Source organism: Sutterella wadsworthensis 2_1_59BFAA, assembly GCF_000297775.1.
In the GTDB taxonomy this organism is placed as follows: Bacteria; Pseudomonadota; Gammaproteobacteria; order Burkholderiales; family Burkholderiaceae_F; genus Sutterella; species Sutterella wadsworthensis_A.
Genome location: NZ_JH815513.1, coordinates 296,337 through 308,555, shown reverse-complemented (window position 1 = coordinate 308,555; position 12,219 = coordinate 296,337). Strand labels below are relative to the sequence as shown.

12 protein-coding genes are annotated in these 12,219 nt (G+C 64.2%); 9 read left to right on the top strand and 3 right to left on the bottom strand.

The genetic code is table 11. From position 1 onward, the window contains the following. The first annotated feature begins 6 nt into the window (after positions 1 to 6). The 9 genes from lepB (at position 7) to HMPREF9465_RS01385 (ending at position 9,701) form a co-directional block, all read left to right on the top strand. Positions 7 to 897 (top strand): signal peptidase I, encoded by an 891-nt coding sequence (lepB, locus tag HMPREF9465_RS01425; RefSeq protein ID WP_005433380.1) that lies wholly within the window; start codon positions 7 to 9, stop codon positions 895 to 897. A gap of 36 nt (positions 898 to 933) precedes the next feature. Further along, the gene (rnc, locus tag HMPREF9465_RS01420; RefSeq protein ID WP_005433379.1) at positions 934 to 1,638 is read left to right on the top strand and encodes a ribonuclease III; all 705 of its coding nucleotides are present in this window, start codon (positions 934 to 936) and stop codon (positions 1,636 to 1,638) included. Next, the gene (gene era, locus HMPREF9465_RS01415; protein WP_005433378.1) at positions 1,631 to 2,605 is read left to right on the top strand and encodes a GTPase Era; all 975 of its coding nucleotides are present in this window, start codon (positions 1,631 to 1,633) and stop codon (positions 2,603 to 2,605) included. Before rnc ends, era begins: the two co-directional genes overlap by 8 nt. Continuing rightward, on the top strand, positions 2,598 to 3,524 hold the full coding sequence (gene recO / locus HMPREF9465_RS01410) for a DNA repair protein RecO (protein ID WP_005433377.1): 927 nt from the start codon (positions 2,598 to 2,600) through the stop codon (positions 3,522 to 3,524). The genes era and recO overlap by 8 nt, the downstream gene beginning before the upstream one ends. A gap of 71 nt (positions 3,525 to 3,595) precedes the next feature. Then, positions 3,596 to 4,357 carry a pyridoxine 5'-phosphate synthase gene (locus HMPREF9465_RS01405; protein WP_005433376.1) on the top strand — a complete coding sequence of 254 codons (762 nt, stop codon included), beginning with the start codon at positions 3,596 to 3,598 and terminating at the stop codon, positions 4,355 to 4,357. Between the two features lie 15 nt (positions 4,358 to 4,372). After that, positions 4,373 to 5,350, top strand: a complete 978-nt coding sequence (gene nagZ, locus HMPREF9465_RS01400) for a beta-N-acetylhexosaminidase (RefSeq protein ID WP_005433375.1) — start codon at positions 4,373 to 4,375, stop codon at positions 5,348 to 5,350. A 47-nt stretch (positions 5,351 to 5,397) separates the two neighbouring features. Further along, complete coding sequence (pncB, locus tag HMPREF9465_RS01395; RefSeq protein ID WP_005433374.1) at positions 5,398 to 6,579, top strand: nicotinate phosphoribosyltransferase; 1,182 nt, start codon at positions 5,398 to 5,400, stop codon at positions 6,577 to 6,579. Between the two features lie 349 nt (positions 6,580 to 6,928). Next, entirely contained in the window at positions 6,929 to 8,278 is a 1,350-nt protein-coding gene (locus tag HMPREF9465_RS01390; protein WP_005433373.1) for a sodium:proton antiporter, read from the top strand. 304 nt (positions 8,279 to 8,582) lie between these two features. Further along, positions 8,583 to 9,701 (top strand): lipid II:glycine glycyltransferase FemX, encoded by a 1,119-nt coding sequence (locus HMPREF9465_RS01385; RefSeq protein WP_005433372.1) that lies wholly within the window; start codon positions 8,583 to 8,585, stop codon positions 9,699 to 9,701. 76 nt (positions 9,702 to 9,777) lie between these two features. On the opposite strand, the gene nikR is transcribed toward HMPREF9465_RS01385, so the two are convergent. The 3 genes from nikR to HMPREF9465_RS13075 all read right to left on the bottom strand — a co-directional run. Then, positions 9,778 to 10,242, bottom strand: coding sequence for a nickel-responsive transcriptional regulator NikR (gene nikR, locus HMPREF9465_RS01380; RefSeq protein WP_005433371.1), 465 nt, complete (start codon positions 10,240 to 10,242; stop codon positions 9,778 to 9,780). Between the two features lie 30 nt (positions 10,243 to 10,272). Continuing rightward, a complete protein-coding gene (locus HMPREF9465_RS01375; protein ID WP_005433369.1) occupies positions 10,273 to 11,865 on the bottom strand; it encodes an amidohydrolase in 1,593 nt (530 codons plus the stop codon). 160 nt (positions 11,866 to 12,025) lie between these two features. Further along, a partial coding sequence (locus tag HMPREF9465_RS13075; RefSeq protein ID WP_005433367.1) for an ISL3 family transposase occupies positions 12,026 to 12,219 on the bottom strand: 194 nt, incomplete at its 5' end.

Here is a 12,219-nt window from a genome sequence, read left to right as displayed (position 1 = left end):
ACATTGATGAACTTTCCTCTGATCCTTCTCATTCTCACGGTCGTCACGGGCATCTTCTGGGTGCTTGAGCGCCGCAGCTTCCTGCCCGCCCGCAAGGCCCGCGCCGAAGAGGCCGCCCGCCGCTTCGAGGCGGACAACCGCGAGGCGATCGATCGCGGCGAAAAGGCCGTGATCGACGCGCGCAACGACCTCTACGCCCGCGAGATCCGCCAGCCCTGGTGGCTCGAGTACACGGCGGGCCTCTTCCCCGTGATCGCGATCGTCTTCTTCGTGCGCAGCTTCCTCTTCGAGCCGTTCCGCATTCCGTCGGGCTCGATGCTCCCGACGCTGCACGTGGGCGACTTCATCCTCGTCAACAAGTACGAGTACGGCATCAGGCTCCCCGTCACCAACTGGAAGATCATTCCGCTCGGCAGCCCGCAACGCGGCGACGTCGTGGTCTTCAAGTACCCGATGGACGAGTCGGTCGACTACATCAAGCGCGTCGTCGGCGTTCCGGGCGACACGATCGAATACCGCAACAAGGTCGTCTACGTCAACGGCGTCGAGCAGAAGCAGGCCGGCCACGTCGACTTCATCGACACGCACTCCCACGTCACGCTCGACCAGCGGGAGGAGAACCTTTCGGGCGTCGAGCACATGATCGCCGTCGACGGCCGCCGTCCGTCCGGGGTTCCGGCGCAGGCCATTCTGAAGAAGGTCCCCGAGTGCACGTACACGAACACGGGCTTCATCTGCAAGGTCCCCGAAGGCAAGTACTTCATGATGGGCGACAACCGCGACAACTCCGAGGACAGCCGCTACTGGGGCTTCGTTGATGACTCGAGCCTCGTCGGCCGCGCCACGTTCATCTGGGCGAACTTTGGCGACATGTCCCGCATCGGCTCCTTCCGCTGAGCGGACCCGGTCTGACAGACACCGTTTGGAATAAAAATGCAAGATCTTTCGATTCTTGAGGAGCGCATCGGCTACAAGTTCGCCGACCGCAAGCTTCTCGAACGTGCGGTGACGCACCGCAGCTTCGCGGCGCAGCACAACGAGCGCCTCGAATTCCTGGGCGACTCGGTTCTCAACTGCGTCGTGGGCTACGCGCTCTTCCAACGCGACAAGCACTTCACCGAAGGCGACCTTTCGCGCGTGCGCGCCAACCTCGTCTGCGAGAGGACCCTCGCGGTCATCGCCAAACAGATCGACGTCTCGGCCTTCCTTCGCATGGGCGAAGGCGAGATGAAGACGGGCGGTGCGCATCGTCCCTCGATCACGGCCGATGCCATGGAGGCCATCTTCGGCGCCGTGTTCGCCGAAAGCGGCTTTGAGGCTGCCCAGAAGGTGATCCTCGGCCTCTTCGAGCCGATCCTCGCCGCTCCCACGGCCGAACAGCTCGGCAAGGACTCCAAGACGCGCCTGCAGGAGTACCTGCAGGGCCGCCACCTGCCGCTGCCGCAGTACGTCGTCGTCAGCGTGACGGGTGCCGCGCACGCCCAGCACTTCAACTGCGAGTGCCGCATTCTGTCGCTTGAAATCACGACGCAGGGCCATGCTGCGAGCCGACGCTCGGCCGAGCAGGAGGCCGCCACCGCCGCGCTTGAGATTCTGAAGAACCGCGAGTCCACCAACGGGAGGTCCAGACATGAGTGAAGAAAAGACCGTGCCGGCAATGTCCGACGCCGAACTTGAACGCATGCTCGCGCAGGCGGGCGCCGCCTCCGTGCAGGTGCCCGAGGGCTTCCGCTGCGGCTATGTGGCCGTCATCGGCCGTCCGAACGTCGGCAAGTCGACCCTGATCAACCACCTGATCGGCGAGAAGGTCTCGATCACCTCGAAGAAGCCGCAGACGACGCGCGACCGCGTGCTCGGCGTCGTGACCGAACCCGACGCCCAGATCGTCTTCATGGACACCCCGGGGTTCCAGACGAAGGTCGGCAACCAGCTCATCCGCCGCATGAACCGCACCGTGCGCTCCACGCTCGGCGAGGTCGATGCGATCGTCTTCGTGATCGAGTCCCTCGGCTGGAAGCCCGCCGACCTCGAAGTCCTCAAGCTTCTGCCCAAGGATGCGTCGAACGTCATCCTCGCCATCAACAAGACGGACCTCAACAAGTCGAAGGACTCGCTCCTTCCGCTCATGGCCGCCTCGATGGAGAAGTTCCCGTTTGCGGCCATCGTGCCCGTGTCCGCTGAAAAGGGCCGCCAGCTCGGCGACCTGCTCGACGAGATCAAGAAGTTCCTCCCCGAGAGCGTCCCGTTCTTCGATCCCGACACCTACACGGACCGCTCGCCGCGCTTCCTCGCGGCCGAGACGATCCGCGAGAAGGCCTTCCGCCTGCTCGGCGACGAGCTTCCGTACGGCATTGCCGTGACGATCGACAAGTGGCAGGAGGACGAGGAGAGCGCCGAGATCGTCGCGACCCTCATCGTCGAGCGTGAAAGCCACAAGCCGATCGTGATCGGCGAGGGCGGCGCCAAGCTTCGCGAGATCGGCCGTCTGGCTCGCACCGACGTCGCCGCGATGCTCGGCAAGCGCGTGCACCTCGAGGTCTGGGTCCGCGTGCGCCGCGGCTGGTCCGACGACGTGAAGGCCCTCAAGACCCTGGGCTATGAATAAGGACGCCCTGGAGGCGGGGGTGCCGCACCGCAGGGTGCGCAACCGTTCCGAGGGGCCCTGCTCCTCACGGTCTCCCGTCTCCTCGCTCGAGGGGCCCGCAGCGCAGCGCGCCTCGACCCTCTCGGGCATTCTCGAACGCCGCCGCGCTGCAGAGCGGCAGATGGCGGACGTCTTCTCCGCGCTCCCGGAACCAGCGGAGCGCATCCCCGCCCGTGTCACGGGCGAGCTCGGCTTCATCCTCCACGCGTGGGACTGGAGCGAGACGAGCCTTCTTCTCGACGTGCTGACCGTACGATACGGCCGCGTCTTTCTCGTCGCGCGCGGCGCCCGCCGCGCGTCCTCCCAGTACAGGGGCCTTCTCACCGCGTTCTGTCCGCTCCGCTTCTCATGGACGGGCAGCAAGGAGGCCAAGATGCTCGTGCGCGCCGAGTGGCAGGGGACGATGGTGCCCCTCACGGGCGAGGCGCTGCTCTCGGGCTTCTACGTCAACGAACTCATCCTCAAGCTCACCGTCCGCGAGGAGCGCCATCCGGGGCTCTTCGAGGCCTACGTCAAGGCGATCCATGCGTTGGCGCTCGACGAGCGCGACGCCATGCAGCCCGCGCTTCGCGAATTCGAGATGGCGGTCCTCAAGGCCGCAGGCTGGGCGCCCGCCTTCTCCGACGACGGCCGCTCGCCCTGGTACTGCGTCAGGGACGGCGCCCTCGAGGGGCTCGCCGGCGTCGAAGGGTTGCCCGAGGGCGTGCGCGCCTGGCCGGGGGACCTCGTGCGCGAAATGCTTTCGGGAGAGCCGATGAGTCCTGCGGCGCTTCGCGCCTCGCGTGATATTCTTCGTACGTTGATCGACTTTCATCTCGACGGGCGCAGCATCCATTCCCGTCGCATCCTCGCCGAGCTCAACGGCCTGCAGAAGACCTGACGCCCGCCAAGCCGATCGAACCGGACAAACAGGGGGCGCTGCGGCGTCCCGAACACCAGGAGTGCATCGCAATGCTTCGTACCAAGCTTTCCGTCAATCTGAACAAGGTGGCGCTTCTTCGCAACTCCCGCGAAGGCAACTGGCCCGACCCGGTCTTCTTCGGCCGCATCGCGCTTGAGGCGGGCGCCGCCGGCCTGACGGTTCATCCGCGTCCCGACGAGCGCCACGTCCGCGCGACGGATGTCCCCGCGATTGCCGCACTCGTGAGCGAATATCCCGACCGCGAATACAACATCGAGGGCAACCCCTTCCACAATCTGATGGGCCACCTTGAGGCCGTGCGTCCCGATCAGGCGACGTTCGTGCCCGACAGCCTCGGCCAGAAAACGTCCGACCACGGGTTCGATCTTTCGGATCCCGCCGTCTGCGACGCCGTCCGCCCGCTCATCGCGCAGGCGAAGGCCTGGGGCTGCCGCGTGAGCCTCTTCATGGATCCCGCCCCCGCCCTGATGGCGAAGGCCGCCGAACTCGGCGCCGACCGCGTCGAACTCTACACGGAGGGCTGGGCTCAGGCGCACGGCACCGAAGCCCAGGACAAGGTCCTCGAGCAGTACGCCGCCAGCGTGAAGGCCGCCCGCGAGGCCGGACTTGACGTCAACGCCGGGCACGACCTCTCGCTCGACAATCTCGAGGTCTTCCTCAAGGCCTGCCGCGAGGTGAGCGAGGTCTCGATCGGCCATGCGCTCACCGCCGAGGCGCTCCAGTTCGGCTTTGCCGAAACGGTCAGGCGCTACGAGGAGATCCTCGACCGCGTCGCCGCGTCCGAAGACTGAAGGGAGGAGCTGGGCATGATCGAAGTACTGAAGCCGGGTCCCGTCTGCGTCGACGTTGAGGGCCTTTCACTCACCGAGCATGAGCGTGGGCGCCTGCGTCATCCGATGACGGGCATGGTGATCCTTTTCACCCGCAACTACAGGGACCGGGAACAGCTCAGGGCGCTGTGCGACGAAATCCACGCCGTGCGTCCGGGCATCCTCATCAGCGTCGACCATGAGGGCGGCCGCGTGCAGCGCTTCCGCTCCGAATTCACCGATGTGCCCGCCATGTCCGAGATCGCGGCGCACGAGGACGCCGAGGCGCGCTTCGAGGCGGCCGGTCTCGTGCTTGCCGCCGAGCTTCGCGCCTGCGGCGTCGACTTCACCTTCGCGCCCGTGCTCGACGTCGACTACGGCCGATCGGCCGTGATCGGCTCGCGCAGCCTTGGCACGACGCCCGAGCTCGTGACGGCGCATGCCGCCGCGCTCATTCGCGGGCTTCGCAGGGGCGGCATGGCCTCCTGCGGCAAGCATTTTCCGGGGCACGGCTGGGCCGAGGCCGACAGCCATACGGCCCTTCCCGAGGACGAAAGGGATGCGGAGAGTCTGATGCGGGACATGCTCCCCTACGGCAAACTGCCTGAACTTGCATCCGTCATGACGGCCCATGTGGCTTATCATGCCTTTGAGGGGGAGGTCGCCACCTTCTCGAGGCGCCTCCTGCAGGACGAGCTTCGAGAACGGCTGGGCTTTCGCGGCCTCGTCTTCTCGGACGACCTCAGCATGAAGGGCGCCGCGGGCGGCAGCGTGACGGAGCAGGCCGAGAAGGCGCTTGCGGCGGGCTGCGACATGGTACTCGTATGCAATCGTCCCGACATGGCCGACGAGCTTCTCGCGAACCTGCGTTGGACTCGAACGCCCGAATTCGACGCGCGCCTTGCGGGGCTCGCGCCCGCCGCGGCTTGCGGCGGTGCGGAGCTTGAAGAGGCCCGCTCCCTTCTGGCGGCCTGACGGCCGGCCCCGAAGGCGTCAATCATTCCACGTATAGGAAGGCTGTCTTGATCATCGAATCACTGCTCGACACGGACCTCTACAAATTCACGATGCAGCAGTGCGTGCTGCACCAGTTCCCGGGGGCCGATGCCGAATACCGCTTCAAGTGCCGCACGCCCGGCATCGATCTTTCGCCCTTCGTCGACGAGATCAACGCCGAGCTCGACCATCTCTGCAGCCTCTACTTCAGGGAGGACGAGCTCGCCTACCTCGACAGCCTGCGCTTCATCAAGTCGGACTACGTCGAGTTTCTGAGCCTCTTCCATCTGAAGCGCAAGTACATCTCCGTGACGAAGTCTCAGGACTATCCCTGCGGCATCGACATCACCGCGAAGGGCCCGTGGCTGCACACGATCCTCTTTGAGATTCCCGTGCTTGCGATCGTCAACGAGGTCTACTTCAGGAACACGTATCCAGATCTTGACGAGACGGAGGGGGTCGCACGCCTTGAGCGCAAGATCGAGCTTCTGCGCAACGAGCCCGACAACGGCGGGCTGCGGATCTCCGACTACGGTACGAGGCGCCGCTTCTCCAAGGCCTGGCAGAAGAAGGTTCTCCTCAACATGAAGGAGCGTCTCGGCGGCATCTTCACTGGCACGTCGAACGTCATGTACGCCAAGGAGCTCGGCCTCACGCCCCACGGCACGATGGCCCACGAGTTCCTGCAGGCCTGCCAGGCGCTGGGCCCAAGGCTGCGCGACACGCAGGTCTTCGCCTTCGAGATGTGGGCCAAGGAGTACAGGGGCGACCTCGGCATCGCACTCTCCGACGTCTACGGGATGGATCCCTTCCTGCGCGACTTCGACATGTTCTTCTGCAAGCTCTTCGACGGCGTCAGGCACGACTCGGGCGATCCCTTCGTATGGGGCGAGCGCATGATCGAGCACTGGAAGGCCAACCGCTGCGACCCGAGGACGAAGTCCCTCATCTTCAGCGACAGCCTGACGGTCCCGAAGGCCATAGAGCTCTACGAGCGCTTCCACGGCAGGGTCAAGGTCGCCTTCGGCATCGGCACGAACCTGATGAACGACAGGGGGCCGCAGCCGCTCAACGTCGTCATGAAGATGGTCAAGGCCAATGGGCAGCCCGTCGCCAAGATCTCCGACGCGCCCGAGAAGGGCATGTGCGAGGACGAGGGCTATCTGCGTTACCTCAGGCAGGTCTTCGGACTGCCGCCCGTGGCATAGGAGTCTCACGGGCACGATGAAAGGCGCGGACCTAGGGCCTGCGCCTTTCATTTTCCAGTCCTTTCGGCTTAAGGGGCCCCTCATTTGTAAAGAAACCTCGGAAAGTTCTGCAGGGATCAGAAAATCCGTGTATGTTTGCATTCTGAGATATTTTGTAACGCGGTGCACATTGGAAAGTACAGTTGGCGCCTCCGCTCCCGGGAAGCGCTTTCGACCGCACCTTCCAACGTACGCCATTTTCAACCGGCGGCCGGCGCTCAGGCGGTCGCCCCAGGGAGTCTCCATCGTGACTTTGTCCATTAAAAGCGTTGCGGCTGCAACTGCAACCCTTCTGCTGCCTGCTGCCGCCATGGCGAGCGACATGAACGGCGCCGAGCTCGGCCTTGCGTGGGCCGTGCCGTTTGCCGGCATTCTGCTTTCCATCGCGCTTTTCCCGCTGTTCGCCCCGCACATCTGGCACCATCATTTCGGCAAGATCTCCGTCTTCTGGGCCCTGTGCTGCATCATTCCGCTTGCGACCGTCTTCGGTCCTGACACGGCCTTCCACGAGATCGCCCACGTGCTTCTCGCCGACTACGTGCCGTTCATCATCTTCGTGGGCTCGCTCTTCATCGTTGCCGGCGGCATTCACGTCCGCGGCAGCTTCGTCGGTCGTCCGATCGTGAACACCGCGATCCTCGCGCTCGGCGCCGTGCTTGCCAACTTCATGGGCACGACGGGCGCTGCCATGCTTCTCATCCGCCCGCTCATCGGCGCCAACGAGAACCGCAGGCGCAAGGTCCACACCTTCATCTTCTTCATTTTCCTCGTCGCCAACGTGGGGGGCGCGCTGACCCCGCTCGGCGATCCTCCGCTCTTCCTCGGCTTCCTCAAGGGCGTGAGCTTCTTCTGGACGCTTGAGCACCTGATGCTTCCGTGGCTCGTGACCTGCGCCATCCTGCTTGCGGTCTACTTCGCGATCGACAGCTTCATGTTCTCCCGCGACGTCAAGGATGGCTTCAAGGCGCCCGAGGAAAAGCAGGCCATCGGCGTCGACGGCGGCATCAACATCCTGTTTCTCGCCGCCATCGTCGGCACGGTCCTGATGTCCGGCTTCTGGCGCTCGGGCGTGGACTTCACGTTCCTCGGCGTGCACTTCTCGCTCGAGGGCGTGCTCCGCGACGCGCTCTTCATCGTGATCTCCGGCGCTTCCCTGCTGCTTACCACGAAGGCCACCCGCGAAGCCAACCACTTCAGTTGGGATCCGATCCTTGAGGTCGCCAAGCTCTTCTTCGGCATCTTCTGCTGCATCGTGCCGGTGCTCGCCATGCTCCGCGCGGGCCACGACGGCCACTTCGCGCCGCTCGTCGCCCTCGTGACGAACGCCGACGGCAGCTTCAACAACACGTTCTTCTTCTGGCTGACGGGCATGCTCTCCGCGTTCCTTGACAACGCGCCGACGTATCTGGCGTTCTTCAACCTCGCCGGCGGCGATCCGACCGTGCTGATGGGCGAGGGCGCCAAGACCCTGATGGCCATCTCGATGGGCTCCGTGTTCATGGGCGCCGTGACCTACATCGGCAACGCCCCGAACTTCATGACGGTCTCCATCTGCAACGAGCGCGGCATCAAGATGCCGACGTTCTTCGGCTACATGCTCTGGTCGGTGACGATCCTCTTCCCGACCTTCTTCCTGATGGACATGCTCTTCCTCATCTGAGAGCCGTCCTGAAGAAAACAGGCTGAAACAAGGCTGAAAAACAGGCGCCCCGAAGCGAAGGCTTCGGGGCGTTTTCTTCATTCGCCAAGCCTGAACCGCAGGGAAAAAGCAGAGGATAGTTGTCTTTACGCAACACTTGGGCGCGTGAAGGCCGGCATTTTCCTGCATTGAACTGTCGTACTAGTGACTTTGCGGAAAAGATGCGTTAAAGTGACACCTATACCCGCACGCGGGCGCATCAGCACATGCGCCCGCGTGCTTTTTTGCATTCTTCGAATAAAGGAACCAAGGGACCCTTCACGCCATGCAGCTTACCGTCGAACCCAAGGACGTCTCCGACGCCTACAGCACGCCCATCGTTCAGCAGACCTCCTTCTGGTCCCGCGTCAAGGCGAATCTGGGCATGCGTTCCAAGGCCTTCGAGTTTTCCGTGCGCAACAGCGACCTCTACACCGACGTGGGCGGCTGGTCGCGCACCAATGCGGACCTCCTGATGTTTGCGCAGTACTGCAGCAGTGACGAATACGTGGCCTATCTTCCGTACGGTCCCGAGATCGAGCCGTCGGAGGAGAACCAGGGGCGCTTCCTCGAGGAGCTTTCCGAGTGCCTGAGGAGCTACCTGCCCAAGGGGTGCCTGGCGATCCGCTACGACCTCAACTGGCAGTCCCACTGGTGCAAGGAGGGCGACTTCGACGCCGAGGGCAACTGGCGCGGTTGTCCGCGCAAGGAGTTCCAGGAGATGCACATGAACTACGGCACGGCCACCTGGAACCTCTTCAAGGCGAACATGAACGTGCTCCCCTCCGACACGATCGTGGTCGATCTGTGCGGGACCGAGGAGCAGATCCTCGCCTCGATGAAGCCCAAGACCCGCTACAACATCGGCCTTGCCCGCAGGAAGGGCGTCGAAGTCCGCGAGATGGGGCCCGAGGCGCTCGGCCTCTGGTACGACCTCTACTCGCAGACGGCTCACCGCAACGGCCTGCACGTCAACGACAGGCGCTACTTCGAGAGCGTCATCGCGAGCCGCATGCAGTGTTCCGATCCCGAGGTGAGCGTGAAGCTCCTGATGGCCTTCCATGAAGAGAAGCCCCTCGCCGCGATGTTCCTGATCCTCTCGGCTCACCGCGCCACATATCTCTACGGCGCCAGTGCCACCAAGGGCCGCCACCTGATGCCCACCTATGCGCTCCAGTGGTGCGCCATGCAGACCGCCAGGCGCGCGGGCTGCAGTGAGTACGACCTCTTCGGTGTCGCGCCCAACGCGGATCCTTCGCATCCGATGCACGGCCTCTACCGCTTCAAGACGGGCTTTGGCGGCCAGATGTACCACCAGATGGGCTGCTGGGACTATCCGCTCGACATGGACGGCTACAGGCAGTTCGCGGCGCGCGAGATGAGCATGCCCGGCTACTACGCCTGATCGTCACCGACAGGAACAAAAACGGCGGATCCGCTTCGGAGTCCGCCGTTTTGTTCATCTCGGGTTCACGCCCGGCTCAATGCCCGTGGTGATGATCATGTGAATGGGCGTGCTCATGAGCATGTTCGTGCGTGTCGTCGGGCGTCACGGGGATGAGGTTGAGGCGTCCGTGGCGCACGCCGGGTTCGGCCGAAAGGCGGCGGGAGAGCGTGACGACGTCCTCGGCGCGGCCGCGGATCACGACGCTCTCGACGCACTCTTCGTGCGTGGCGTGCACGTGCATGGTGGAGATGACCTCGCCCGCATGCTCGTGCTGGTACTCGGTCATACGCATGGCGAGCTGGCGCTCGTGGTGGTTGTAGGCGTAGCTGAGCACGCCGACGCATTCGGCCGAGGGATTGTCCTTCACGTCCTCACTGGTGAAGTGATTGCGGAGAATGTCGCGGAAGCATTCGGAGCGGTTGGCGTAGCCGTGTTCGGTCAGGTACGCGTCGAAGCGCTCGGCAAGCTCGTCGTCGATGGAAAGCGTGAATCGCTGCATGAGTGTGTCCCCCTGAGAATGCCTTCCATTTTAGCGGGGGGCGCGGTGGATCAGGGCTCCGGCACGGAAAACCTCGGAGACGGCGTTCCGGGCGAGAGCCTCGCCGTCGTCCGTGACGGGATCGCGCAGGACGATGAAGTCGGCCCTCATGCCGGGCGCGAGCCTTCCTACGCCTTCGAATGGCAGGACCTTCATCGGGCGGGAGGTGTAGAGCGAGACGGCCTCTTCGCAGGAGACGGCTTCGGACCTGTTGAAGACGGTGCCGTCCCAGGCTGTGCGCGTGACCGCAGCGCCCATCGAGACGAAGGGATCGTCGGGATCGGCCCAGGCGGTGGCGGGCGCGTCGGAGGAGAGCGCGAAGGCGTCGAGCGCCGAGGAGACGGTCCTCACGGGATAGACGCGCTCAAGGTCCTTCGGGGCGAGCACGGCCCTGTAGCCTTCGATTTCGGCGTACGGGAAGATCACCTGGGTTGTCACTCCGAAGCGCATGGCCGAGGCGTTCATGCGGGCGAGCTGAGCCTCGTTGAGGAAGGTGGCGTGCTCGATGCGCACGGACGGGCGGTCCTCAAGCCAGGGCGTCTGATCCTCGAAGAAGTCGATGATGCGCCCGACGGCCCTGTCACCCATGGCGTGGACGGAGAGCTGGATTTTGTTGGTGCGGGCGTACTCGGCCGCGGCCTCAAGCGCGCCGTCGTCGAGCGTGACCATCCCTGTCGAGCCGTTGAGAAAGGGCGTCGTCACGGCCGCCGTGGCGCCCGAGACGCTTCCGTCGGCAAAGAGCTTGACGCCCGCGATGAAGTGGTCTCCCGTCCTGTCCTCGTCCGTGAGCGCGGGCATGCCCCGAGGGTCGCGTCCGCCCTTCCAGACGAGGTAGAGCCCTGCCCTGACGGGAAAGCCGCGGCGCGCCGCCTCGCGGTAGACGGCGAGCTGGCGGTAGTCGGCCATCATTTCGGTGAAGGCGAGAATGCCGCGCGCAAGAAAGTGTTCGCCCGAGGCCGTCATCATCTCCACTTCGCTCTCGAACGTGGGCTCGCCCATCAGGCGCTCGACGACCTGTGCGGCATTGAATTCGGTGAGAACGCCGTTGGGGCGACCGTCGGGAAAGCGTCCGAAGCGCCCGCCGGCGGGATCGGGCGTACCTGCCTCAATGCCAGCGAGGCGCAGGGCGACGCTGTTGCAGATCGCAGAGTGGCAGTCGGAGCGCTTCACGAACACGGGCTGCGTCGTGCTGACGCGGTCGAGGTCCTCGATGGTGGGGGTGCGGTGTTCGGCGAGCTTGCCTTCGTCATAGCCGAAGCCCGTGATCCAGGCCTCGGGCCCTCGGCCGGCGAGCGGATGGCGCCTGAGCGCCTCAATCATCTCCTCGATCGTGTTGACGATCGGGGAGACGCAGGGCACGGACCTCACCGTGGCCGCAATCCAGCTCGGATGGGTGTGAACGTCGCAGAGCGCGGGCAGAACCGTGCGTCCCTCGAGGTCGACGGACGGCACGCCGTCGTGCGCGGGTGCGCAGGCGCCGGGACCGATCCAGGAGATGCGGCCCGCCTTGACGAGAAGGGCGTCCGCGTCGGTGAAGCGTTCGCCGTCGTGAATGACGGCATTGTGAATGAAGACGTCGTGCATGGCTCTCCGGCCTTGAAGTTGAAGGGGATTCAGAAAGGATACGGCTCGCGGAGGAGGACGTCGCCCGAAATCTGGCGGGCTCTTGTGCGCCGTCATGCGGTATCGGGAAAAGAGAGGAGGCGGCGTGAGGGAAAGGGGAAGGAAAAGGCAAAAAAAAGGTTCATCTCGGAAGTCCGTGGAACGCGGCCTTGACTTTTAAGAAAAAGTACAGATCGTCTCGGAAGCCATAAGCTCGTCGCTTAATTTGCTTGATTTTATTGTTGACACCTTCAAGTACAGAGGTGTTGATCTTAAAGTCCGCGGCTGCAATGATGCCCTGCACATAGCCCCTGAGGTTCTTGCCGAAATCTACCA

What these genes read in the sequence shown, in the direction of transcription:
- lepB (WP_005433380.1), top strand. Translation starts at nt 7, where the DNA reads ATGAACTTTCCTCTGATCCTTCTCATTCTCACGGTCGTCACGGGCATC.
- rnc (WP_005433379.1), top strand. Translation starts at nt 934, where the DNA reads ATGCAAGATCTTTCGATTCTTGAGGAGCGCATCGGCTACAAGTTCGCC.
- era (WP_005433378.1), top strand. Translation starts at nt 1,631, where the DNA reads ATGAGTGAAGAAAAGACCGTGCCGGCAATGTCCGACGCCGAACTTGAA.
- recO (WP_005433377.1), top strand. Translation starts at nt 2,598, where the DNA reads ATGAATAAGGACGCCCTGGAGGCGGGGGTGCCGCACCGCAGGGTGCGC.
- HMPREF9465_RS01405 (WP_005433376.1), top strand. Translation starts at nt 3,596, where the DNA reads ATGCTTCGTACCAAGCTTTCCGTCAATCTGAACAAGGTGGCGCTTCTT.
- nagZ (WP_005433375.1), top strand. Translation starts at nt 4,373, where the DNA reads ATGATCGAAGTACTGAAGCCGGGTCCCGTCTGCGTCGACGTTGAGGGC.
- HMPREF9465_RS01390 (WP_005433373.1), top strand. Translation starts at nt 6,929, where the DNA reads ATGGCGAGCGACATGAACGGCGCCGAGCTCGGCCTTGCGTGGGCCGTG.
- HMPREF9465_RS01385 (WP_005433372.1), top strand. Translation starts at nt 8,583, where the DNA reads ATGCAGCTTACCGTCGAACCCAAGGACGTCTCCGACGCCTACAGCACG.
- nikR (WP_005433371.1), bottom strand. Translation starts at nt 10,242, where the DNA reads ATGCAGCGATTCACGCTTTCCATCGACGACGAGCTTGCCGAGCGCTTC.
- HMPREF9465_RS01375 (WP_005433369.1), bottom strand. Translation starts at nt 11,865, where the DNA reads ATGCACGACGTCTTCATTCACAATGCCGTCATTCACGACGGCGAACGC.